The organism is Streptomyces omiyaensis (assembly GCF_014650895.1).
Lineage (GTDB): Bacteria > Actinomycetota > Actinomycetes > Streptomycetales > Streptomycetaceae > Streptomyces > Streptomyces omiyaensis.
On the sequence record NZ_BMVV01000015.1, the window covers coordinates 114486 to 136558 of the forward strand.

General features: G+C 75.0%; 16 protein-coding genes. 13 read left to right on the forward strand and 3 right to left on the reverse strand.

All coding sequences use genetic code 11. The features are described from left to right. Positions 1-9: 9 nt before the first annotated feature. From IE287_RS23890 to IE287_RS23900, 3 genes are all read left to right on the forward strand, one after another. On the forward strand, positions 10-1041 hold the full coding sequence (locus IE287_RS23890; RefSeq protein ID WP_308436879.1) for a cellulose-binding protein: 1032 nt from the start codon (positions 10-12) through the stop codon (positions 1039-1041). Positions 1042-1228: 187 nt separating this feature from the next. Beyond that, complete coding sequence (locus tag IE287_RS23895) at positions 1229-1606, forward strand: VOC family protein (protein ID WP_189851217.1); 378 nt, start codon at positions 1229-1231, stop codon at positions 1604-1606. Positions 1607-1659: 53 nt separating this feature from the next. Then, entirely contained in the window at positions 1660-3942 is a 2283-nt protein-coding gene (locus tag IE287_RS23900; RefSeq protein ID WP_189851218.1) for an FG-GAP repeat domain-containing protein, read from the forward strand. Between the two features lie 9 nt (positions 3943-3951). Here IE287_RS23900 and IE287_RS23905 read toward each other — a convergent pair whose 3' ends face one another. After that, positions 3952-5466 carry an MFS transporter gene (locus tag IE287_RS23905; RefSeq protein ID WP_229883680.1) on the reverse strand — a complete coding sequence of 505 codons (1515 nt, stop codon included), beginning with the start codon at positions 5464-5466 and terminating at the stop codon, positions 3952-3954. A gap of 196 nt (positions 5467-5662) precedes the next feature. Here IE287_RS23905 and IE287_RS23910 point away from each other — a divergent pair, with 196 nt between their 5' ends. The 3 genes from IE287_RS23910 (at position 5663) to mfd (ending at position 12970) form a co-directional block, all read left to right on the forward strand. Next, complete coding sequence (locus IE287_RS23910) at positions 5663-6451, forward strand: ABC transporter ATP-binding protein (RefSeq protein WP_189851219.1); 789 nt, start codon at positions 5663-5665, stop codon at positions 6449-6451. Then, on the forward strand, positions 6448-9021 hold the full coding sequence (locus IE287_RS23915; RefSeq protein ID WP_189851220.1) for an ABC transporter permease: 2574 nt from the start codon (positions 6448-6450) through the stop codon (positions 9019-9021). Before IE287_RS23910 ends, IE287_RS23915 begins: the two co-directional genes overlap by 4 nt. 421 nt (positions 9022-9442) lie before the next feature. Then, positions 9443-12970: a transcription-repair coupling factor gene (mfd, locus tag IE287_RS23920; protein ID WP_189851221.1), complete on the forward strand. Its 3528-nt coding sequence runs from the start codon at positions 9443-9445 to the stop codon at positions 12968-12970. Positions 12971-13022: 52 nt separating this feature from the next. On the opposite strand, the gene IE287_RS23925 is transcribed toward mfd, so the two are convergent. Beyond that, entirely contained in the window at positions 13023-13592 is a 570-nt protein-coding gene (locus tag IE287_RS23925) for a TetR/AcrR family transcriptional regulator (protein WP_189851222.1), read from the reverse strand. Positions 13593-13689: 97 nt separating this feature from the next. Here IE287_RS23925 and IE287_RS23930 point away from each other — a divergent pair, with 97 nt between their 5' ends. The 3 genes from IE287_RS23930 (at position 13690) to IE287_RS23940 (ending at position 16157) form a co-directional block, all read left to right on the forward strand. Beyond that, the gene (locus IE287_RS23930; RefSeq protein ID WP_189851223.1) at positions 13690-14538 is read left to right on the forward strand and encodes an SCO6745 family protein; all 849 of its coding nucleotides are present in this window, start codon (positions 13690-13692) and stop codon (positions 14536-14538) included. 42 nt (positions 14539-14580) lie between these two features. After that, on the forward strand, positions 14581-15321 hold the full coding sequence (locus IE287_RS23935) for an HNH endonuclease family protein (protein ID WP_189851224.1): 741 nt from the start codon (positions 14581-14583) through the stop codon (positions 15319-15321). A 74-nt stretch (positions 15322-15395) separates the two neighbouring features. Beyond that, positions 15396-16157, forward strand: a complete 762-nt coding sequence (locus IE287_RS23940) for an N-acetyltransferase (protein WP_189851225.1) — start codon at positions 15396-15398, stop codon at positions 16155-16157. A gap of 145 nt (positions 16158-16302) precedes the next feature. On the opposite strand, the gene IE287_RS23945 is transcribed toward IE287_RS23940, so the two are convergent. Further along, entirely contained in the window at positions 16303-17034 is a 732-nt protein-coding gene (locus IE287_RS23945) for an Rv1352/Rv1906c domain-containing protein (RefSeq protein WP_189851226.1), read from the reverse strand. A 187-nt stretch (positions 17035-17221) separates the two neighbouring features. Here IE287_RS23945 and IE287_RS23950 point away from each other — a divergent pair, with 187 nt between their 5' ends. The 4 genes from IE287_RS23950 (at position 17222) to IE287_RS23965 (ending at position 21936) form a co-directional block, all read left to right on the forward strand. Further along, a complete protein-coding gene (locus IE287_RS23950; protein WP_189851227.1) occupies positions 17222-19279 on the forward strand; it encodes an N-6 DNA methylase in 2058 nt (685 codons plus the stop codon). Positions 19280-19392: 113 nt separating this feature from the next. Beyond that, entirely contained in the window at positions 19393-19923 is a 531-nt protein-coding gene (locus IE287_RS23955) for a hypothetical protein (protein WP_189851228.1), read from the forward strand. Continuing rightward, entirely contained in the window at positions 19920-21488 is a 1569-nt protein-coding gene (locus tag IE287_RS23960; RefSeq protein WP_189851229.1) for a serine/threonine-protein kinase, read from the forward strand. The genes IE287_RS23955 and IE287_RS23960 overlap by 4 nt, the downstream gene beginning before the upstream one ends. Positions 21489-21546: 58 nt before the next feature. After that, complete coding sequence (locus tag IE287_RS23965) at positions 21547-21936, forward strand: VOC family protein (protein ID WP_189851230.1); 390 nt, start codon at positions 21547-21549, stop codon at positions 21934-21936. The last annotated feature ends 137 nt before the right edge of the window (positions 21937-22073 follow it).

Consider the following 22073-nt stretch of genomic DNA (forward strand, 5'->3'; position numbering starts at 1 on the left):
GCGCCAAGGATGAGTTTTGCCGTCGGACGGGGTCGGGGGTACCGCCCGGAGCAGGTCGACCGCCACCTCGCCGTGCTGACCGAGGAGCGCGACGGGGCGTGGGCGCGCGCCTCGCGGCTCGCCGCCCTCGCCGAGGAGGCGGAGGCGGAGCTGGCCGCGCTGCGGGAGACCGTCGCGGCGCTGAAGCCGCAGCGGTACGAGTCCCTGGGCGAGGCCGCGCGGCAGATCCTGAAGCTCGCCGAGCAGGAGGACGAGCGGCTGGTCCGGGCCGCAGAGGCCGAGGCGCAGGCCGTCGCGGAGGCGGCCGACGCCGCCGCCCGCGAGACCCGCGAGGCGGCCGGCGCCCATGCCGAGGAGGTGCGGACCGCGGCCGAGGCGCACGCCCGCGCCGCCCTGGAGGCGGCCCGTGAGCGCGCCGGGGAGCTGGACACCATCGCCCGGCGCGACGCCGAGGGCGCCAGGACGGCGGCGGGGGAGGCGTACGAGGAGACCGTGCACCGCGCCGCCGAACTCCTCGCCCACCAGGCCGAGGAGCACCGCACCGGTCGCGCCGACGCGGAGCGCGCCGCCGAGGCCGCCGCCGCCGGCCTCGACGCCCGTCACGCCGAGCAGTTCGCCGCGGCCGAGGCCCGCCTGGAGGAGGTCCGCCGGGCGCTGGCCCGCACCGAGGAGGAGGCGCGGCACGGCCAGGAGGACGCCGACGCGAAGGCGGAGGAGATCCTGGCGGAGGCCCGGATGAGGGGCGAGCGCGTCGAGCGCGAGACGGAGCGGGTGCTGCGCGAGCACGACGAGGCCCGCGACGAGATCCATGCGCACATGGAGCACATCCGCCACTCGCTGGCGGCGCTGACGGGCCGCCCGGTGGCGGCGGCCGCGGAACCCGGCGGGGAGGCGCGGGGCGCGGGCCCCGGCGGGTCGGATGAGACCGCGGGCACCGGCGGGGCCGGCGGGGAGGACGAGACCGAGGGCGCAGGCGAGACCGGCGGGGCCGAGGGGACCCAGGGAACCCAGGGAACCCAGGGAACCCAGGGAGCTTCCTGAGCCGAGGGGCTCCGGGGCCTGCCGGGCCCGTGGACCCCGCCGGGCCCATGGACCCCGCCGGCTCCGGGGACCCCGCCGGCTTCGGGCCCGGTCGGCCCCCGTGGGGAAAAGTCCGGGCCGGAGGGCGGGCCCCCGGCGTGGGAAAAGTCCGGGCCGGAGGGCGGGCACGGAACCTAGGCTCGGGCCCATGCAGATGCGACTGACGGCCGTGAACCTCGACTGCCCCGACCCGCTCGCCCTCGCCGCCTTCTACGCGAAGGCCACGGGCCTGCCCCTGCACGAGCGCTCCGACGACGGCTTCGCGGGCCTGGTGGACGGGGACCGGCTGCTCCTCGGCTTCCAGCGGGTCGCGGACCACCGCCCGCCGACCTGGCCGGGCGGCGAGGTCCCGCAACAGCTCCACCTGGACTTCGAGGTGGACGACCTGGACGAGGCGGTGGCCGGGCTGACCGCCCTCGGCGCCACGGTCCCGGCCGGGCAGCCCCGCCCCGACCGGTGGCGCGTCCTGCTGGACCCGGCCGGGCACCCCTTCTGCCTGACGCCCCGCACACCGCTTCGGAGCTGAGCGGCCGGAGGAGGTACGCTCCGGATCTTCCGAGGGGGAGGGGAACCCACCACATGATCCACGCGCGCGCGTACACCAGCCGGAGAATCGCGGCGGCCGCCGTCACCGTCGCCCTCGCCGCGGCGGGCGTCACCGCCCCGGCGTTCACGGCGGCCGCCGCGCCGGCCACGGGCCAGGACCAGCAGGACACAGCCGTATCGTTTCCGCGCAACGCGGACGTCGTGGGCGCGGGGCCGAGCGGCTTCCTGTCGAAGACGCGGGGAGAGACGCCGGAGTACCGGTGGACCTGGTACGCGGACGGGACCTCGGTCGTCGTGCCGGGCGCGTTCGTGGGCGGCGGGCCCGCGGACCTGATCGCCGTCGGCGACGAGACCGAGCTGCGGTCCCAGCGCGTGCTGAGGCTCCGTGACATGTCGACGCCCGCCTCGGCGGCGGCCGACCCGGTCGTGGTGGACCTCGACGCCTTCGGGCCCCGCCACCGCTTCGCGGCCGTCTTCGGCTCCACCCTCGCGGTCTCCGTCGTCTCCGCGACCGGCACGCACCGGCCGCACCTCCTCACCGTCGAGGACGGCAAGCCGGTCCTCCGGGCGGTCACCGGGATCTCGGGCGACTGCGAGCCGAGCCTGCAAGGGGGTTTCGGCGCCGGGGCCGCCGTCTACGACTGCGTGGACGCGGAGCAGCGCTACCGCAAGGTGGTCGTCGACCTGGTCGCGGCCGCCGCGGAGTACACGGCCCCCGCCGACGAGCCCCGCCGCGTCGAGATGTGGGGCGCGGTCTCCGACGCGTACGCGGTGTGGCGCGAATCGGACGCCACCGCGGACTGGTTCGGCGTGCACAAGCGGGGCACGACCGAGCGCGCGCTGGTCAGGGCGACCGGTGTGCCGTACGACCCGCTCCACCTCGTCGGCGGCTGGATCGTCCAGGGCCAGCCCGTCCACATCGAGACGTCCTCCTTCACCGACGGCGCGAGCAACCCCCGGAAGCGTCCCCTCACCGCCTGGCCGATCGGGACCGGCGGCACGGTCGACGACGCCGCGCGCGTCGAACTCCTCACCGCCCACTCCTCCGCCGTCCCCGGCCCCGGCGGCACCCTCCTGGTGCGTGGCGGAACCGCCGACCGCGGCGAGGGCCTCTACCGGATCTCGCCGAGCCCCGAGGGCGGCCGGCCGCTGGTCGAACTCGTCGCGTCGACGGGCCAGTCGACCGTCGTCGCCGTCACGGGCGCCTCGGTCCCGAAGGAGCTGACCGGCGAACAGGCCGCGCGCGGGGTCGACCTCGCCTGGGACCTGTCCCGGGGGGACAGCCGCGTGTGGCTGACCGTCACCCACGTGTCCAGCGGGACGACCGTGTACAGCGGCTGGCCCGTCGCGAACGGCGCCGCCGGCGCCCCCCGCCGGATCACCTGGCACTGGGACGGCAAGGACCTGGAGGCCGGGGACTGGGGCGCGCCCGCCCGCAACGGCGCGTACGAGTGGAAGCTCACCGCCCGCCCGGACGACGGCATCGGCCCCGAGGCCGTCGCCACCGGCCGGTTCTCCGTCACCCGTCCCGCCGCCGCGCACGACTACGACGACGACGGCACCGCCGACCTCCTGACCCGGGACCCCGAGGGCGTCCTGTGGCGCTACGGCACCCGGCCGACCGCCCCCGGCGGCTCCCTCACCGACACCGGCGGCTCCCGCGTCGGCGGCGGCTGGAAGGCGTACGACCGGCTGGCGTCCGTCGGGAACGTCGCGGGCGGCCCGGCACCCGACACCCTCGCCCGCGACCGCTCCGGCATGCTGTGGCTCTACCACGGCACCGGCTTCCGGCACTCGCCGTTCACGGCGCGGAGGCCGATCGGCGGCGGCTGGCAGGTCTACGACCGGATCACCGGCGGCAGCGACGTGACGGGCGACGGCCGCCCCGACCTCCTCGCCTCCGACAGGACCGGCGTGCTGTGGCTCTACCCCGGCACCGGCAACAGCAGCGCCCCCTTCTCCGCCCGCAAGAAGGTCGGCGCCGGCTGGGGCGTCTACAACGAACTGACCGCCGCCGGGAACCTCGGCGGCGCGAAGGCCGGCGACCTCCTCGCCCGGGACCGCTCCGGCGTCCTGTGGCTGTACCTCGGCAAGGGCGACGGCACCTTCACGGCCCGCAAGCGGGTCGGGGCCGGCTGGGGCGCCTTCACCGGCCTCACCGCCGTCGGCGACGCCAACGGCGACGGCCGCGCCGACCTCCTCGCCTGGAACGGCGACGAGACCTTCTACGCCGGCACCGGCGACTGGTCCGCCCCCTTCAAGCGCCGCACCCCCGCCGCCCTGACCCAGGACTCCGCCTACGACACCCTCTTCTGACCCGCCGGGTCAGGGCTCCTCGCCCGTCGTCTCCTTCAGTACCGGGAAGCGGCGGGGGGCCAGGGTGAGGAGGGCCAGGAGGGCGAGGGCGGCGGCGGCCGCGGCGCCGAGGTAGACCCAGTCGACGGCCGCGTCGACCGCGCGGCGGATGGTGTCGGTGGTGTCGAGGGAGCGGGCGAGGGTGTCGAGGTCCGTGTCGGAGCCGAGGCGGGCGGCGAGGACGCCGTTGGCGACCGCGCCGAAGGCGGCGGCGCCGACGCTCTGGCCGACCTGGCGGCAGAAGAGGACGGACGCGGTGGTGGTGCCCCGTTCCCCGTAGGGGACGGTGGACTGCACGCCGACCATCAGGGGCAGCTGGAAGAGGCCGAGGCAGCCGCCGAGCACCAGCATCAGGAGGGCCGGCTGCCAGGCCTCGCCGGGGTAGGGGAGGAAGGGGAAGGCGAGGAGGCAGGCGAGGGCGCCGGAGATGCCGAGGACGGCGGTCAGCCGGAAGCCGATGCGGGTGTAGACGCGGTTCGAGAAGGCGGCCGTGATCGGCCAGCTCAGCGTCCACGCGGAGAGGACGAAGCCGGCGGCGATGGGCCCGAGGCCGAGGACCGACTGGGCGTAGGTCGGGAGGAAGACGGTCGGGGCGACCATGAGGAGGCCGAGGGCGCCCAGGGACAGGTTGACGGCGGCGATGGTGCGGCGGCGCCACACCCAGCCGGGGAGCATCGGCTCGGCCGCCCGGCGTTCGACGGCCACGGTCGCGGCGGCGAGGAGCGCCGCGCCGCCCAGCAGGCCGAGGGAGGGCGCCGAGAGCCAGGGCCAGGCGACGCCGCCCTGGACGAGGGCGGCCAGCAGCAGCGCGCCGGTCGCGAAGACGCCGAGCGCGCCCTTCCAGTCGACGCGGACCGGGGCCGTGCGCGGGGGCCGTGCGGGTTCGGCGAGGTGGCGGACGATCAGCCAGAGGGCGACGCCGCCGACCGGCAGGTTGATGAGGAAGATCCAGCGCCAGTCGGCGTATCCGGCGAGGAGGCCGCCGACCGCCGGGCCCGCGACGGCGGCGGTGGCCCACACGGAGGAGAGCCTCGCCTGGATCCTGGGGCGTTCCTTCAGCGGGTACAGGTCGGCGGCGATCGTCTGGACGGTGCCCTGGAGGGCGCCGCCGCCGAGGCCCTGCACGACGCGGAAGGCGATGAGCGCGGCCATGTTCCAGGCGGCGGCGCAGAGCAGGGAGCCGGCGAGGAAGAGGACGGTGCCGGCGACGAGGACCGGCTTGCGGCCGAAGGTGTCGCTGAGCTTGCCGTACACGGGCAGGGTGACGGTGACGGCGAGGAGGTAGCCGGAGAAGAGCCAGGAGAAGACGGAGAGGCCGCCGAGGTCGCCGACGATCTGGGGAACGGCGGTGGCGACGATGGTGCCGTCGAGGGCGGCGAGCGCCATGCAGAGCATGAGGGCGGCGACGACGGCACCGCGGCGGCGGTCCGCGGGCGGGGCCTGGGGGGTGGACCGCTCGCGCGGGGCCGTTCTGCCGTCCGTCACCCTGATCGCCCTTCTCTTTCTTCGTACACCTAAATGTGTGCGGACAGGGTCTCACTCCGACCGTGGGCCGAGGAACCCCTAGGGGGAGCTCCCCCATGCGAGCCAGGGGGCGGTCGTCCCGGCGGAGGACGAGAAGGAGCGGGTGCCGTCCTTAGCTTGTTCTTACACACCACCCGCTCTCGTTGAGGAGAAGACCGTGACCACGGCTGTGACCATCCCCCGGCACGGGGGTACCGAAGGGCAGACGGCCGTCGCCGCGCGGGCGCGGCAGGTCGTCAAGGCGTACGGCTCCGGGGAGACGCGGGTCGTCGCGCTGGACCACGTCGACGTGGACATCGCGCGCGGCCGGTTCACCGCGATCATGGGCCCCTCGGGGTCCGGCAAGTCGACCCTGATGCACTGCCTCGCCGGCCTCGACACCGTCACCGGCGGGCAGATCTTCCTCGACGAGACCGAGATCACCGGGCTCAAGGACAAGAAGCTCACGCGGCTGCGCCGGGACCGGATCGGCTTCATCTTCCAGGCGTTCAACCTGCTGCCGACGCTGAGCGCCCTGGAGAACATCACGCTGCCGATGGACATCGCGGGGCGCAGGCCCGACCGGGAGTGGCTGGACCGGGTCGTCGACACCGTCGGCCTCGCCGGGCGGCTGGGGCACCGGCCGGCCGAGCTCTCCGGCGGCCAGCAGCAGCGCGTCGCCGTCGCGCGGGCGCTCGCCGCCCGCCCGGAGATCATCTTCGGGGACGAGCCGACCGGGAACCTGGACTCGCGGGCCGGCGCCGAGGTCCTCGGCTTCCTGCGGCAGTCCGTGGACGAGCTGGGGCAGACGATCGTCATGGTCACCCACGACCCGGTCGCCGCCTCCTACGCGGACCGGGTGCTCTACCTGGCGGACGGGCGGATCGTCGACGAGATGGAGCGGCCGACCGCCGACGCCGTCCTCGACCGGATGAAGGACTTCGACGCGCGCGGGCGGACGTCATGACCGTCTTCCGCACCTCGCTGAGAAACCTCCTCGCCCACAAGGGCCGGATGGCGCTCTCCGCGGTCGCCGTCCTCCTCTCCGTCGCGTTCGTGTCCGGGACCCTGGTCTTCACGGACACGATGAACACGACCTTCGACAAGCTCTTCGCCGTCACCGCCTCCGACGTCACCGTCTCCCCGGCGGAGGCCGACCCGCAGGACGAGTCCCCGGACACCGGCCGCCCCGAGTCCTTCCCGGCCTCGGTCGTCGACGAGGCGCGGAAGGCGAAGGGCGTCGCCGACGCGCAGGGCTCCGTCACCTCGATGGGCGTCACCGTCGTCGACGAGGACGACAAGAACGTCGGGCCGACCACCGGCGCCCCCACGATCGCCGTCAACTGGAGTCCGTACGAGCTCCGTTCGGTCCGGCTCGTCGAGGGCCACGAGCCGCGCGGCCCCACCGACGTCGTCGTCGACCGGGGCACCGCCGACAAGCACGGCCTGAAGCTCGGCGCCCCCCTCCGCACGATCTCCGCCGCCGGCGACTTCACCGCCGCCGTCTCGGGCATCGTCGAGTTCGAGGTCACCAACCCGGGCGCCACCGTCGTCTACTTCGACACCGCCACCGCGCAGCGCCGGCTCCTCGGGAAGGAGGGCCTGTTCACCCAGGTGATGGTGGACGCGGCGCCCGGCGTCAGCGACGAGGCGCTGAAGGCGGACCTCGCCGCCGCGCTCGGCGACGGCTACCGGCTCCAGACCGCCGCCGAGGCAGCCGACGCGGGTCGCGAGGACGTCGCCGGCTTCCTCGACGTCATGAAGTACGCGATGCTCGGCTTCGCCGGGATCGCCTTCCTCGTCGGCATCTTCCTCATCGTCAACACCTTCTCCATGCTGGTCGCCCAGCGCACCCGCGAGATCGGCCTGCTGCGGGCCATCGGCTCCAGCCGCGAGCAGATCAACCGCTCCGTGCTGGTCGAGGCCGTCCTGCTCGGCCTGATCGGCTCGGTCGCCGGCGTCGCCGCCGGCGTCGGCCTCGCCGTCGGCCTGATGGAACTCATGTCCTCCATGGGCATGGAGCTGTCCACCCGTGACCTCACCGTCGCCTGGACCACCCCCGTCATCGGCCTCGCCCTCGGCGTCCTCGTCACCGTCCTCGCCGCCTACGTCCCGGCCCGCCGGGCCGGCAAGGTCTCCCCGATGGCCGCCCTCCGCGACGCCGGCACCCCCGCCGACGGGCGCGCCGGGCGGGTCCGCGGCGCCCTCGGCCTGCTGCTGACGCTCGCCGGCGGCGGCGCGCTGTGGGCGGCGACCCAGGCCGAGAAGGCCGGTACGGGCTCCCTGTGGCTCGGCGTCGGCGTCGTGCTGTCGCTGCTCGGCTTCGTCGTCGTCGGCCCGGTCCTCGCGGGCGGGGTCGTGCGGGTCCTGGGCCTCGTCGTCCTGCGGGTCTTCGGGCCCGTCGGCCGGATGGCCGAGCGGAACGCCCTCCGCAACCCGCGCCGCACCGGCGCGACCGGCGCGGCCCTGATGATCGGCCTGGCGCTGGTCGCCTGCCTCTCCGTCGTCGGCTCCTCCATGGTCGCCTCGGCCACCGAGGAGCTCGACCGGTCCGTCGGCGCCGACTACATCGTGCAGAACCAGACGGGCGCGCCGATCGTGCCGCAGGCGCAGGCCGCGGTGGAGAAGGCCGCGGGCCTGGACCACGTCACCGAGTACCGGCCCGTCGACGTGCGGATCACCGACCCGCGCGGCACCGTCTCGAAGGAGTGGCTGGCGGCGACGGAACCGACCTACCCGCAGGACCTGCGGCGGGAGGTCGCCTCCGGTGACCTGGCGGCCGCCTACGGGCCGGGTGCGATGTCCGTCGGCAGCGACTACGCCACCGAGCACGGCGTGAAGGTCGGCGACACCCTCACCGTCTCCTTCGCCCACGGTTCCACGGCGAAGCTGCGGGTCGCGGCGATCACGGCGGACGTCGGGAACGTCGACAACGGCGCCATGTACACGAACGTCACCACCGCCCGGGCGCACCTGCCGGCCGAGCGGGTGCCGGCCAGCGCGCTGCTCCTCGCGAGCGCGAAGGACGGGCAGGAGGCGGCGGCGTACGAGTCCCTGAAGACGGCGCTCGCCCCGTACCCCCAGTACAAGGTCTCCAACCAGGCCGACTACAAGGAGGACCTGAAGAACCAGGTGGGCCAGCTCCTGAACATCGTCTACGGCCTGCTGGCCCTGGCGATCGTCGTCGCGGTCCTGGGCGTCGTGAACACCCTGGCGCTGTCGGTGGTCGAGCGCACCCGCGAGATCGGCCTCATGCGGGCGATCGGCCTCTCCCGCCGCCAGCTGCGGAGGATGATCCGCCTGGAGTCGGTGGTGATCGCCCTCTTCGGCGCCCTGCTCGGCCTCGGCCTCGGCATGGGCTGGGGCACGGCCGCGCAGAAGCTCCTCGCCCTGGAGGGCCTCGGCGTCCTGGAGATCCCCTGGCCGACGATCCTCACGGTCTTCGCCGGCTCCGCCTTCGTCGGCCTCTTCGCCGCCCTGGTCCCGGCCTTCCGGGCGGGCCGGATGAACGTCCTGAACGCCATCGCGAGCGACTAGGGCCTGTCTGACCATTCCCGTCGGGTCCGGCCCGCCCGGCACGCACTCCCCCGTAGCCCTTCGGGCGCGGGAGGTGCCCCCATGCCGCACGGCCGAAACGCCCGAGTAGCTCCGCTACAAGGGCGCCCCGGCCGCACGCCGATCGCACGCACCGAACGACCCGGCCTGATCCGACGCCCATGGTCAGACAGGCCCTAGCACCCCTGGACGCGCACCCGTACGGCCCCGGAGCGGCTCTCCCGCCCCGGGGCCGTACGGCTGCCCGGGACGGGGCGGGGCGGCGCGTGGCGGGATACCCCGCGCCGGGGGTCCGGCGTCGTCGTAGGGTGGAGACCCCGGCCCGTGCGACGTGTCGGGCCGTTCGCGTTGTCCGCTCGTCCGCTCCTCTGTTCACCCTCGTACGTACCGGGATGGAAGCTCCATGAGCCTGCACGGTCTGCTCGACCTCGTCGTCAAGGACGCGGCCCTCGCGGAGGCGGTGACGGCCGCGTCCGACGGGAACCGCCCGCACGTGGACCTGGTCGGGCCCGCCGCCGCCCGGCCCTTCGCGGTCGCCGCGCTCGCCCGGGACTCGGGGCGGCCGGTGCTCGCCGTGACGGCGACCGGCCGGGAGGCCGAGGACCTGGCGGCGGCGCTGCGCTCGCTGCTCGACCCGGACACCGTCGTGGAGTACCCCTCCTGGGAGACGCTGCCGCACGAGCGGCTCTCGCCCCGCTCGGACACCGTCGGGCGGCGCCTGGCCGTGCTGCGCCGGCTGGCGCACCCGAGCCCGGACGACCCGGCGGCGGGGCCGGTCAGCGTGGTCGTCGCGCCGATCCGGTCGGTGCTCCAGCCGCAGGTCAAGGGGCTGGGCGACCTGGAGCCGGTGGCCCTGCGCAGCGGGCGGACGGCGGACCTCGGCGCGGTCGTCGAGGGGCTCGCCGCCGCCGCGTACTCCCGGGTCGAGCTGGTCGAGAAGCGCGGCGAGTTCGCGGTCCGCGGCGGCATCCTCGACGTCTTCCCGCCGACCGAGGAGCACCCGCTCCGGATCGAGTTCTGGGGCGACGACGTCGAGGAGATCCGCTACTTCAAGGTCGCCGACCAGCGCTCCCTGGAGGTGGCCGAGCACGGCCTGTGGGCGCCGCCCTGCCGCGAGCTGCTGCTGACGGACGAGGTGCGGGCGAGGGCCGCGGCCCTCGCCGAGGAGCACCCGGAGCTGGGCGAGATGCTGGACAAGATCGCCGAGGGCATCGCGGTCGAGGGCATGGAGTCCCTCGCGCCGGTCCTCGTGGACGACATGGAGCTGCTGCTCGACGTCCTCCCGGCCGGGTCGATGGCGGTCGTCTGCGACCCCGAGCGGGTCCGCACCCGGGCCGCGGACCTGGTCGCCACCAGCCAGGAGTTCCTCCAGGCGTCGTGGGCGGCGACGGCCGGCGGCGGCGAGGCGCCGATCGACGTGGGCGCGGCCTCCCTGTGGGGGATCGTGGACGTCCGGGACCGGGCGCGGGAGCTCGGGATGATGTGGTGGTCGGTGTCGCCCTTCGCCGCCGACCTCGACCGGGAGGCCGACACCCTCACGCTGGGCATGCACGCCCCGGAGACGTACCGCGGCGACACGGCCCGGGCGCTCGCCGACACCAAGGGCTGGCTGGCCGACGGCTGGCGGACGGTCTACGTGACGGAGGCCCACGGCCCCGCCTCCCGCACCGTGGAGGTGCTGGGCGGCGAGGGCATCGCGGCCCGGCAGGCGGCCGACCTGCGGGAGGTTGACCCGGCGGTCGTGCACGTGGCCTGCGGGTCGATCGACTTCGGCTTCGTGGACCCGGCGCTGAAGCTGGCCGTGCTGACGGAGACCGACCTGTCCGGCCAGAAGGCGGCGGGCAAGGACGGCCGGCGGATGCCGGCCAAGCGGCGCAAGACGATCGACCCGCTGACCCTGGAGGCCGGCGACCACATCGTGCACGAGCAGCACGGCGTGGGCCGCTACCTGGAGATGGTGCAGCGCACGGTGCAGGGCGCGACCCGCGAGTACCTGCTCGTCGAGTACGCCCCCGCCAAGCGCGGCCAGCCCGGCGACCGGCTCTACATCCCGACCGACCAGCTGGAGCAGGTCACCAAGTACGTCGGCGGCGAGGCGCCCACCCTGCACCGGCTGGGCGGCGCCGACTGGACGAAGACCAAGCAGCGGGCCAAGAAGGCGGTCAAGGAGATCGCCGCGGACCTGATCAAGCTGTACAGCGCCCGGATGGCGGCTCCCGGCCACGCCTTCGGCCCGGACACCCCGTGGCAGCGGGAGCTGGAGGACGCCTTCCCGTACGCGGAGACGCCCGACCAGCTCTCGACGATCGCCGAGGTGAAGGAGGACATGGAGAAGACGGTCCCGATGGACCGGCTCATCTGCGGCGACGTCGGCTACGGCAAGACGGAGATCGCCGTGCGGGCCGCCTTCAAGGCGGTCCAGGACGGCAAGCAGGTCGCGGTCCTGGTGCCGACGACCCTCCTCGTCCAGCAGCACTACGGCACCTTCTCCGAGCGGTACGGGCAGTTCCCGGTCAACGTCCGCGCCCTCTCCCGCTTCCAGACCGACGCGGAGGCGAAGGCGACCCTGGAGGGGCTGAGGGAGGGGTCGGTCGACGTCGTCATCGGCACCCACCGCCTCTTCGCCTCCGAGACGAAGTTCAAGGACCTCGGCCTGGTCATCGTCGACGAGGAACAGCGCTTCGGCGTCGAGCACAAGGAGCAGCTGAAGAAGCTCCGGGCCAACGTCGACGTCCTGACGATGTCCGCGACCCCGATCCCCCGGACGCTGGAGATGGCGGTGACGGGCATCCGCGAGATGTCCACGATCACCACGCCGCCCGAGGAGCGGCACCCGGTCCTCACCTTCGTCGGCCCGTACGAGGAGAAGCAGATCGGCGCGGCGATCCGCCGCGAACTCCTGCGCGAGGGACAGGTCTTCTACATCCACAACCGCGTCGACTCGATCGACCGCGCGGCGGCCCGGCTGCGCGAGATCGTCCCGGAGGCGCGGATCGCGACGGCCCACGGGCAGATGGGCGAGAGCGCCCTGGAGCAGGTCGTGGTGGACTTCTGGGAGAAGAAGTTCGACGTGCTCGTCTCGACGACGATCGTCGAGTCCGGCATCGACATCTCCAACGCCAACACGCTGATCGTGGAGCGCGGCGACAACTTCGGCCTCTCGCAGCTGCACCAGCTGCGCGGCCGGGTCGGCCGCGGCCGGGAGCGCGGCTACGCCTACTTCCTCTACCCGCCGGAGAAGCCGCTCACCGAGACCGCGCACGAGCGGCTCGCGACCATCGCCCAGCACACCGAGATGGGCGCGGGCATGTACGTGGCGATGAAGGACCTGGAGATCCGCGGCGCGGGCAACCTCCTCGGCGGCGAGCAGTCCGGTCACATCGCGGGCGTCGGCTTCGACCTGTACGTGCGGATGGTCGGCGAGGCGGTGGCGGACTACCGGGCCTCCCTGGAGGGCGGCGCGCAGGAGGAGGAGCCGCTGGAGGTCAAGATCGAGCTGCCGGTCGACGCGCACGTCCCGCACGACTACGCCCCCGGCGAGCGGCTGCGCCTCCAGGCGTACCGCGCGATCGCCTCGGCGAACTCGGAGGAGGACGTCAAGGCGGTGCGGGAGGAGCTGACCGACCGGTACGGCAAGCTGCCGGAGCCGGTGGAGAACCTCCTCCTGGTGGCGGGCCTGCGGATGCTGGCCCGTGCCTGCGGCGTCGCCGAGATCGTCCTCCAGGGCCCGAACATCCGCTTCGCGCCGGTGGAGTTGAGGGAGTCGCAGGAGCTCCGGCTGAAGCGCCTCCACCCGAAGTCCGTGATCAAGCCGGCCGTCCACCAGATCCTGGTGCCGCGCCCGGCCACCCGTCCGATCGGCGGCAAGCCGCTCGTCGGACGCGAACTGCTGGCGTGGACCGGGGAGTTCCTGACGACGATCCTGGACTGACGCCCTTCCGGGGGCGGTCACGGCCCGGCGGGCGGTCCTTCCGGGCGGCGGGTCAGTCCCGCGGGTCCGTGAGGAAGCCCGTCAGGCCGTCGAAGTACTCCTCCGGCGGGACGCCGCCGACGGCGTCGTCCACGTTGTGCGTGAGGTACAGGGTGGCGAAGCCGTGGGCCAGGGACCAGGCGGCGATGCCGGTGGCGCGGGCGTCCCGGCCGGGCGGGGCGGCGACGCCCGCGCGGAGTTCGGCGCCCGCCCGCTCGCGCGCCGCCGCGAGGTCCGGGTCGTCGGCGCGCAGCAGGGCGGGCGCGAACATGACCTGGAAGTGCGCCGGGTGGCCGGCCGCGAAGCGGACGTACCGGCGGCCCCGGTCGGCGAGGGTGGTGCCGCCCGCGAGGGTGTCGGCGAGGAGCTCGAAGCCCTGGGCCGCGATGGCGGTCAGCAGGCCCGTCCGGTCGCCGAAGTGGTGGGCGGGGGCGGCGTGCGAGACGCCCGCCCGGCGGGCCAGGTCGCGCAGGCTCAGGGCGCCGGGGCCCTCGGCGGCGATGACCTCCAGGGCCGCCGCCAGGACCGCCTGCCGCAGGCCGCCGTGGTGGTAGCTGCTCCGCTCCGTGCTCCGAGGTGTCATGGCGGCAGCCTAACCCGTGTCTAGTCATTGACAAGTTCTCCGGGCGGGCGCAGTCTTGTCAGTGGCTAGATTCGCGCCCGCCGTCCCGGAGGTCCCCATGGACACCGCTCGCGTACGACAGATGTGGCACCTGCTCGAACCGCTGCACGCCCTGCACTACTACGCCCCCGAGGCCTTCGAGGAGGCCGCCGCGCTCGGGTACGGCACGGCGGAGCGCTGGCCCGCCTACTTCGCCTGGCGGGCCGCGCCGCTGGGAGCCGTCGGGCCCGGCCGGGTCGCCTCCGCCTTCTACAGCTTCAGCCCGGCCATGGTGGGGCGGTACGTCCCCGCCGCCTGGGAGGCCGCCGCGCCGGCGGAGGTGCTCGCCGCGCGGCTGCGGGCGGTGGACCGGACGTACCGGGGGCTGTTCGGCGTGGCCGGGCTCGACGAGGCGGCCGCGCTCGCCCGGCGCGCCGCCGAGGCCGCGGACACCGCCGGGCGGCCGCTCGCCGCCGCCCACGCCGACCTCGCCTGGGCCGACGCGCCGCACCTGGTGCTCTGGCAGGCCGCGACCCTGCTGCGCGAGCACCGGGGGGACGGGCACGTCGCCGCGCTGCTCGCGGCCGGGCTCGACCCGGTGGAGGCGCTGGTGTCGTTCGCCGCGGTCGGCGCCGCGCCCGAGGGCGTCTTCGCGAGCCGGGGATGGAGCGAGGGGGAGTGGGCGGCCGCCCGGGACCGCCTCGCCGGGCGCGGTCTCGTGGACGCGGCCGGCGCCGCCACGCCGGCCGGGCGGGAGCTGCGGGCCGGGATCGAGCGGCGCACCGACGAGCTCGCCGCCACCCCCTGGGCCGCGCTGGGCCCCGACGCCACCGCGCGGCTCGCGGAGCTCCTCGGCGGCCCCTGGCTCGCCGCGATCGGCTCGGGGCTGCTGCCCTCGGAGAACACGCTCGGGATCGGCAAGATCTGACGAAATGATCGCTATCGGCACTTTCGGGCCTAGGATTCCCGCGTGCTGATACGTCGAAGGCTCCACCCCGTCGCCGTCCTCTGCGGGCTCGCCCTCCTCTCCGGGTGCACCCTGCCCGGCCAGGAGTCCGGCGGGTCCGGGTCCACCGGACGGGTCGTGAGCCCCTTCCTCAACCCGGACGGTACGAAGCCGGGGCTGGCGCCGGTGACGGCGAAGGACGAGCGGGCGCGGGCCCGGACCCTCATCGAGGGGCTCGCCACCCGGAAACGCGGACCGCGCACCGGTTACGCGCGGGACGAGTTCGGGGAGGCCTGGCTGGACAAGGCCGACGGCGTGCCGCTCGCGCGCAACGGCTGCGACACCCGCAACGACCTGCTCCGCCGCGACGGGCGGGAGCTCCGCTTCCGGGACGGCTCGAACTGCGTGGTCGTCTCGATGACGCTGGACGACCCCTACACCGGCACCGTCATCGACTGGCGCAAGCAGAAGGCCTCCGAGGTCCAGATCGACCACGTCGTCCCGCTGTCGTACGCCTGGCAGATGGGCGCCTCGCGCTGGACGGACGCGAAGCGGCAGCGGCTCGCCAACGACCCGCTGAACCTCCTGCCGGTGCAGGGCCGCGCCAACTCCTCGAAGGGGGACTCCGGTCCCGCCTCCTGGCTGCCGCCGGCCAAGGGGGTCCGCTGCGCCTACGCGGTCCGCTTCGCGCAGGTGGCGGAGAAGTACGCGCTGCCGGTGACCGCCCCGGACCGGAAGGCGATGCTGGAGCAGTGCGGCGGCTGAGGCGCGTCCGCCATCCGGTCGACATGATCGAATATTCGGTTGGTCGGATCGAACGGACCTTCTAGCCTGCGGTCATGAACCAGGAACTGACGATCACCACGCTCGCCGAGCGCCCCGAGCTCGAGGGCCCGATGTGGTCGATGAAGGACCTCTGGCCCGAGTTCATGATGTACGACCCGGTGGGCTGGTCCCACATGGGCCGGATCGTCCGCGAGTTCCCCGAGTACGTGCTCGTCGCCACCGACCCGGACGGCGCCGTCGTCGCCCGCGGCTTCGGCGTGCCCTTCCGGCTCGACGCGGAGGGGCGGCGCGCGCTGCCCGAGCGGGGGTGGGACGAGGTGCTGCTGTGGGCCTTCTCCGACCTGCGGCACGGCCACGCGCCGGACACGGTGAGCGCCATCGAGATCACCGTCGACACCCGCTTCCTCGGGCGCGGCGTCTCGCACCGGATGCTCGCCGCGATGCGGGAGAACGTGCGCCGGCTGGGCTTCCGGGAGCTCGTCGCCCCGGTCCGGCCCAACGGCAAGCACCTGGAGGCCGGGGCCTCCATCCACGAGTACGCCTTCCGGACCCGGGAGTCCGACGGGCTGCCGCACGACCCGTGGCTGCGCGTGCACGTCCGCGCGGGGGGCCGGATCGAGGCCGTCGCGCCCGCGTCGATGACGGTCTCCGGCTCGGTGGAGCAGTGGCGGAAGTGGACGGGGCTGGCCTTCGACACGGACGGGCCGGTCGAGGTCCCGGGCGCGCTGGTGCCCGTCCACTGCGAGGCCGCGCGCGGCTACGCGGTCTACGTCGAGCCCAACGTGTGGGTGCGTCACCCGGTCTCCGCCGGCTGACCCGTCCGTCACCCGGTCTCCGCCGGCCGACCCGTCCGGCATCCGGTCTCCGCCGGCCGACCCGTCCGGCATCCGGTCTCCGCCGGCCGACCCGTCCGGCATCCGGTCTCCGCCGGCTGACCCGTCCGGCCTCCTGCCCGCGGCGTCAGGACGTCTTGGTCCAGTCGCCGCAGCCGACCGACTTGAAGTAGCCGTCCTTGGCGGTGATCTTGACGATGGCCGTGCCGGTCACGTTGTCGTTCGCGAGGATCGCGTCCATGCCGTGGCCGGCGTCCTTCGCGCGCTCCCAGTAGCAGCCGGCGTCCTTGTTGCCCGTCGACCTGTAGGTGCCGGGCGCCACGTCGACGCCGACCTTGAACATGCCGCCGTCGCCCTTCAGCGTGGCCCCGGGGGTGCCGGCGGCCTTGGCGTCCACCGCCTCCCAGGTCTCGCAGCCCGTGGACTTGAAGAGCTTGTCGCCCTTCCGGATCTCGACGTAGGCCGTGCCCGTCACGTTGTCGTTCGCGAGGATCGAGTCGAGTTCGCCCTTGGCGTCCTTCGCCCGCTCCCAGTAGCACATCGCGTCCTCGTTGCCCGTCGAGCGGTAGAGGCCCGGCTTCACGTCGGAGCCCACCTCGAAGTCGCCGTCCCCGTCGAGGGTGACGGCCTTCTTCTCCGGGGCCGCGGACTCCGGGGCCTTCGACCCCGCCGCCCCGGAGCCGGCCCCCGTCGTCTTCCCGCCCGCGGCCGCCGTGGCCGAGGGCTTCGCCTCGGCGGTGCCCGCGTCCCCGCCCCCGCCCATCGCCGCGCCGACGGCGACGACGACCACGACCGCGCCGGCGGCGGTGAGGACCTTGTGGCGGGCGAACCAGCTGCGCTGCGTCTGAGACTTCGACATGGCTGTGAACACCTTTCGGGTGTCGAGAGGTTCCTGTGGACTCCGTGTTCCGATGCCGTAATCACACCAGAGCCTGTGAACCGAGTCAACCACGTTCGCGGGAATCGACTCGACTCACGCCGTGAACCCCTTCGATCGGTATGCTCGGCGTTCACGAGTCGTACGAGCGGGAGGACGGAGGGTCCAGGTGCCCGAGGACAGCGCTACAGAGGTCACCGCCGCGGGCATCGCCCGGCTCGCGGGCGTCGGCAGGGCCGCCGTCAGCAACTGGCGCCGTCGGCACGCCGACTTCCCCAAGCCCGTGGGCGGCACCGAGACCAGCCCCTGCTTCGCCCTCGCCGAGGTCGAGCGGTGGCTCCGCGAGCAGGGCAAGCTCGCCGAGATCCCGCTCCGCGAGCGCGTCTGGCAGCAGCTCGCCGGCCACCCCGCCGGCACCCTCACCGGCCTCGTCCACGCAGGCGCCGTCCTGCTGCTCCTGCGCGAGCGCCCGCCCGCCCTCGCCGCCCTCGCGGCCCTCCCCGACCCCCGCTTCGCCGAGGCCCTGCCCGGCCCCCTCGAAGAGGTCCTGACCGTCCGCTTCGGCATCCCCAGGGCGGTCCCCACCCCCACCGCAGGCGCGCTCGCCCCCACCGCCCCGCTGCTCCGCGCCGCCGTCGAGCTCGCGGCCGAACTGGGCGGCCCCCGGCAGGCCTTCGAGTTCCTCCTCGGCCGCCACCTGGACGCCAACCCGCGCCAGTACACCCTCACCCCGCCGCCGCTCGCCGAACTGATGGCCGCCCTCGCCGCCGCCGCGACCGCGAGCGCCGGCGACCCGCCCGCCGGCGTCCTCCTCGACCCGGCCTCCGGCACCGGCGGCCTCCTCCGCGCCGCCGCCCGCCCCGCCACCCTCGCCGTCCAGGACGCCGACCCCGAGCTGGCGGCGCTCTCCGCGCTCCGCCTCGCCCTCCACGGCGACGCCGACGTCCGCTCCGCCGCCGGCGACACCCTGCGCGCCGACGCCTTCCCCGAGCTGCGCGCCGACACCGTCCTCACCCACCCGCCGTTCAACGAGCGCGCCTGGGGCCACGACGAACTCGCCTACGACCCCCGCTGGGAGTACGGCTTCCCCGCCCGGACCGAGTCCGAGCTCGCCTGGGTCCAGCACGCCCTGGCCCGGCTGCGCGACGGCGGCACCGCCGTCCTCCTCATGCCCCCCGCCGTCGCCTCCCGCCGCTCCGGCCGCCGCATCCGCGCCGACCTCCTGCGCCGGGGCGCCCTGCGGGCGATCGTCGCCCTCCCGGCCGGCGCCGCGCCCCCCTACGGCATCCCGCTCCACCTCTGGGTCCTGGTCCGCCCCGCCGCCGGCCGCCGCCCCCCGGCCGAGACCCTCTTCGTCGACACCGCCGGGCTCGCCCCCGACGCCGGACGCGACAAGCTTCCCTGGACCGCCCTGCAGAACGCGGTCCTCGACGCCTGGGCGGGCCGTGCCGGCGACGGCTCCCTGGCCCGCTCGGTCCCCGTCATCGACCTCCTCGACGACGAGGTCGACCTCGCCCCCGCCCGCTACCTCACCGCCCCCGACGCGGGCGGCTCCGCCGCCGAACTCGCCGCGGTCCGCGAGCGCCTGGACGCCACCCTGCGCCGCACCCTCGCCCTCGCCCCGGCCCCCGAAGCCGCCCGCCCCGCGCCCCGCCCCCACACCACCGTCGGCGAACTGGCCCGCACCGGCGCCCTCCAGCTCCGCACCGGCGGCCAGGGCACCGCCCCCGCCGGCCGCGAGGTCCCCGTCCTCACCGAGCACGACGTGCTGACCGGAGCCGCCCCCTCCGGCACCCTCCCGGAGTCCGCCGACGGCCCGGCCGAGGATCCCGTCCTGGTCCGCGAGGGCGACGTCGTCGTCCCCGTCCTCGGCGGCGGCCCGTCCGCCCGGGTCGTCGACGCCGCCACCGCCGGCGCCGCCCTGGGCCGCGGCCTCCAGCTGCTGCGCCCCGATCCCGTCGCCCTCGACCCCTGGTTCCTCGCCGGCTTCCTGCGCGGCACCGCCAACAACCGGCAGGCCAGCAGCTTCGCCTCCACCGCCACCCGGCTCGACGTCCGCCGCCTCCAGCTGCCCCGGCTCCCCCTCGCCGACCAGCGCCGGCACGGCGCGCGCTACCGCTCCCTGTCCGAGTTCGAGGAGGCGCTGCGGCTCGCCGCCCGGCTGGGCGAACAACTGGTCCAGGGCCTCTACGACGGCCTCGCGGACGGAAGCGTCCGACCCGGGTGACGGCGGGGCTACCCTCGTAGCCTGATCAGCCGTCCCAGGGGGGAATCCGCATGTACGGACAGATGCCTGCCGCTCCCGCGCCGAGACCCGGAGGCGGATCGTCCGCCGGGAAGGTGGCCGTCCGCGTCCTCGTGACGGCGGCCGTCGTGCTCTCCCTCGGGCTGCTCGCCTGGGTGGCGATGCTCCGCCTCGCGATCATGCGCAGGACCATCCGCGACTGGGTCCTCTTCTGGGCCCAGCTGGCGCTCACCGTCGGCTGTTTCGTCCTGCTCCAGGAGGAGGACCAGGACTCCTGGCAGATCAACGTCGGCGCGGCGGTGGTCCTCGCCATGGCCGCCGCCGTGGTCTGGCACTACCTGGCCACGGACATCAAGCACCACCGCGCGGCCGCGGTCCCCGGCGCCCGCCCGCCGCACGGCGCGCCCGCGTACGGCTACCCGCCCGTCGACCCGGCGACGGCCGTCACCCTGCCGGGCCCGAACCCGAACCCGTACACGCAGCAGCCCCAGCCCCAGCCCCCGAACCCGTACGCGACGACGCCCCCGGCGTCCGCCCCCACGCCCCCGCCGTCCCCCCGCATCGACCAGGTCCGCGCCGAGCTGGACGAGCTCAGCGACCTCCTCCGCAAGGAGGGCGAGAAGTGAACGGACGGGTCGTCGGCGGACGGTACGAACTGGCCACCGTCATCGGCCAGGGCGGCATGGGCCAGGTGTGGACCGGGTACGACACCCGCCTCGACCGCCGGGTCGCCGTGAAGCTCCTCAGCCCCGCCGCCCTCACCGGCCCCGCCACCGCCGCCGACGAACTGCGCCGCCGCTTCGTCCGCGAGTGCCGGGTCACCGCCCACGTCGACCACCCCGGCCTGGTCACCGTCCACGACGCCGGCAGCGACGCCGACGACCTGTACCTCGTCATGCAGTACGTCGACGGCGCCGACCTCGCCGACCACCTCGCCGAGCACGACCCCTACCCCTGGGAGTGGGCCGTCTGCGTCGCCGCGCAGCTGTGCGCGGTGCTCGCCGCCGTCCACGCGGTGCCGATCGTGCACCGCGACCTCAAGCCGCGGAACGTGATGATCCGCCCCGACGGCACCCTCACCGTCCTCGACCTGGGCGTCGCCTCCGTCCTCGACTCCGACACCACCCGCCTCACCCACACCGGCGAACCCATCGGCAGCCCCGCCTACATGGCCCCCGAACAGGCCATGGGCGGCGCCGTCGGACCGCAGACCGACCTGTACGCCCTCGGCGTCCTGCTCCACGAACTCCTCTCCGGGAACGTGCCGTTCGCCGGATCCACCGCCCTCGGCGTCCTCCACCGCCACCTGTACGAGCCGCCCGTGCCGCTCCGCCAGGTCCGCCCCGAGGTCCCCGAGCTCCTGGAGGCCCTCGTCCTGCGGCTCCTCGCCAAGGACCCGGCCGCCCGCCCCTCCGGCGCCCCCGAGGTGTACGAGGCGCTGCTGCCCCTGCTCCCCGCGCGCGGCACCCCGGCCGGCCCCATGGACCCCACCCGGCCCTTCCTCCGCCCGCACGCCCCCTGGCCCGCCGCCTCCCGCCCCGCCGCCCCGGCCCCCGCGGTCCCGGCCGCCCGCCCGTCCGTCGCCGACCCCCGGGTCGCCGCCCCCGCCCACCCCCCGCTCCCGCCCCACGCGCCCCCCGTGCCCCGGGGCGCCGACGTGGCCGGTGCCGTGGAGGAGGTCAAGCGGCTCCTCGGCGAGGGCGCCCTCACCCAGGCCGTCGACATGCTCGGCGGGATCCTCCCGGCCGCCGCGGCCGAGCACGGCGAGGCCTCCCCGGTCGTCCGCATCCTGCGCAAGCAGTACGCGTCCACGCTGCTGGACGACGGGCAGTACCGGCGCGCCCTGCCCGAGCTGCGCCGGCTCGCCGCCGACGACCCGGGCAACGCGCAGTTCCGCTACGACATCGCGCTCTGCCTGGAGCAGCTCGGCGAGACCGCCGAGGCCCTCGCCGCCTTCCGCGCGGTCCTCCCCGCCTTCGAGCGGGGACCCGCGCCGGACCCCGCCCGGTCCTTCGACATCCGGCGCCGCACCGGCCTGCTGCTGGTCGCCACCGGACGGCACGCGGAGGGACGGGCGGAGCTGAACCGCCTCCTCCTGGACGCGGAGCGGCTCTACGGGCCCTACCACCCGTCGGCGGTGGAGCTGCGCCGGGCCCTGGAGCACCAGCGCCAACTCGGCCTCCACGGCTGATCGTTTCGGCCGATATGCATCGGTCGGAGGCGGGGGCGGGTCACGTACGGTCGGAAGGGTGACACTTCCCGAGGTCCAGCTCGACCACACCGTCGTCCACTCCACCGACCGCTCCGCCTCCGCCCACTTCCTGGCCGGGATCCTCGGTCTGGAGGTGGGCGCCCCGTTCGGCCCCTTCCTCCCCGTCGACCTCGCCAACGGCGTGACGCTCGACTTCCTCCAGACGTCCGGCCCCGTCCGGGAACAGCACTACGCGTTCCTCGTGCGGGACGAGGACTTCGACGCGATGATCGGCCGCCTGGAGGCGGCCGGAGTCACCTACTACGCGGACCCGAACCACCGCCACCCGCACGAGGTCAACGACCTCTTCGGCGGCCGGGGCGCCTACTTCGCCGACCCGGACGGGCACAACATGGAGATCATGACGGTCCGGTACGAGCGCCCGTAACGGGACGGGACGGGCGCGCCGGCCCCGGAGCGCCGGGGTCCGTACAACCTTCCGGTCACGGCGCGGGTCCGGACGGGACGAGCGGACCTACGATCCCGTTCGCCCGCCCGGGCCCGCCGGCCCCGCCGAACCGACCG

Coding starts and splice junctions, on each gene's coding strand:
- IE287_RS23915 (WP_189851220.1), top strand. CDS start 6,448: ATGACCGTCTTCCGCACCTCGCTGAGAAACCTCCTCGCCCACAAGGGC.
- IE287_RS23925 (WP_189851222.1), bottom strand. CDS start 13,592: ATGACACCTCGGAGCACGGAGCGGAGCAGCTACCACCACGGCGGCCTG.
- IE287_RS23940 (WP_189851225.1), top strand. CDS start 15,396: ATGAACCAGGAACTGACGATCACCACGCTCGCCGAGCGCCCCGAGCTC.
- IE287_RS23945 (WP_189851226.1), bottom strand. CDS start 17,034: ATGTCGAAGTCTCAGACGCAGCGCAGCTGGTTCGCCCGCCACAAGGTC.
- IE287_RS23930 (WP_189851223.1), top strand. CDS start 13,690: ATGGACACCGCTCGCGTACGACAGATGTGGCACCTGCTCGAACCGCTG.
- IE287_RS23895 (WP_189851217.1), top strand. CDS start 1,229: ATGCAGATGCGACTGACGGCCGTGAACCTCGACTGCCCCGACCCGCTC.
- mfd (WP_189851221.1), top strand. CDS start 9,443: ATGAGCCTGCACGGTCTGCTCGACCTCGTCGTCAAGGACGCGGCCCTC.
- IE287_RS23900 (WP_189851218.1), top strand. CDS start 1,660: ATGATCCACGCGCGCGCGTACACCAGCCGGAGAATCGCGGCGGCCGCC.
- IE287_RS23890 (WP_308436879.1), top strand. CDS start 10: ATGAGTTTTGCCGTCGGACGGGGTCGGGGGTACCGCCCGGAGCAGGTC.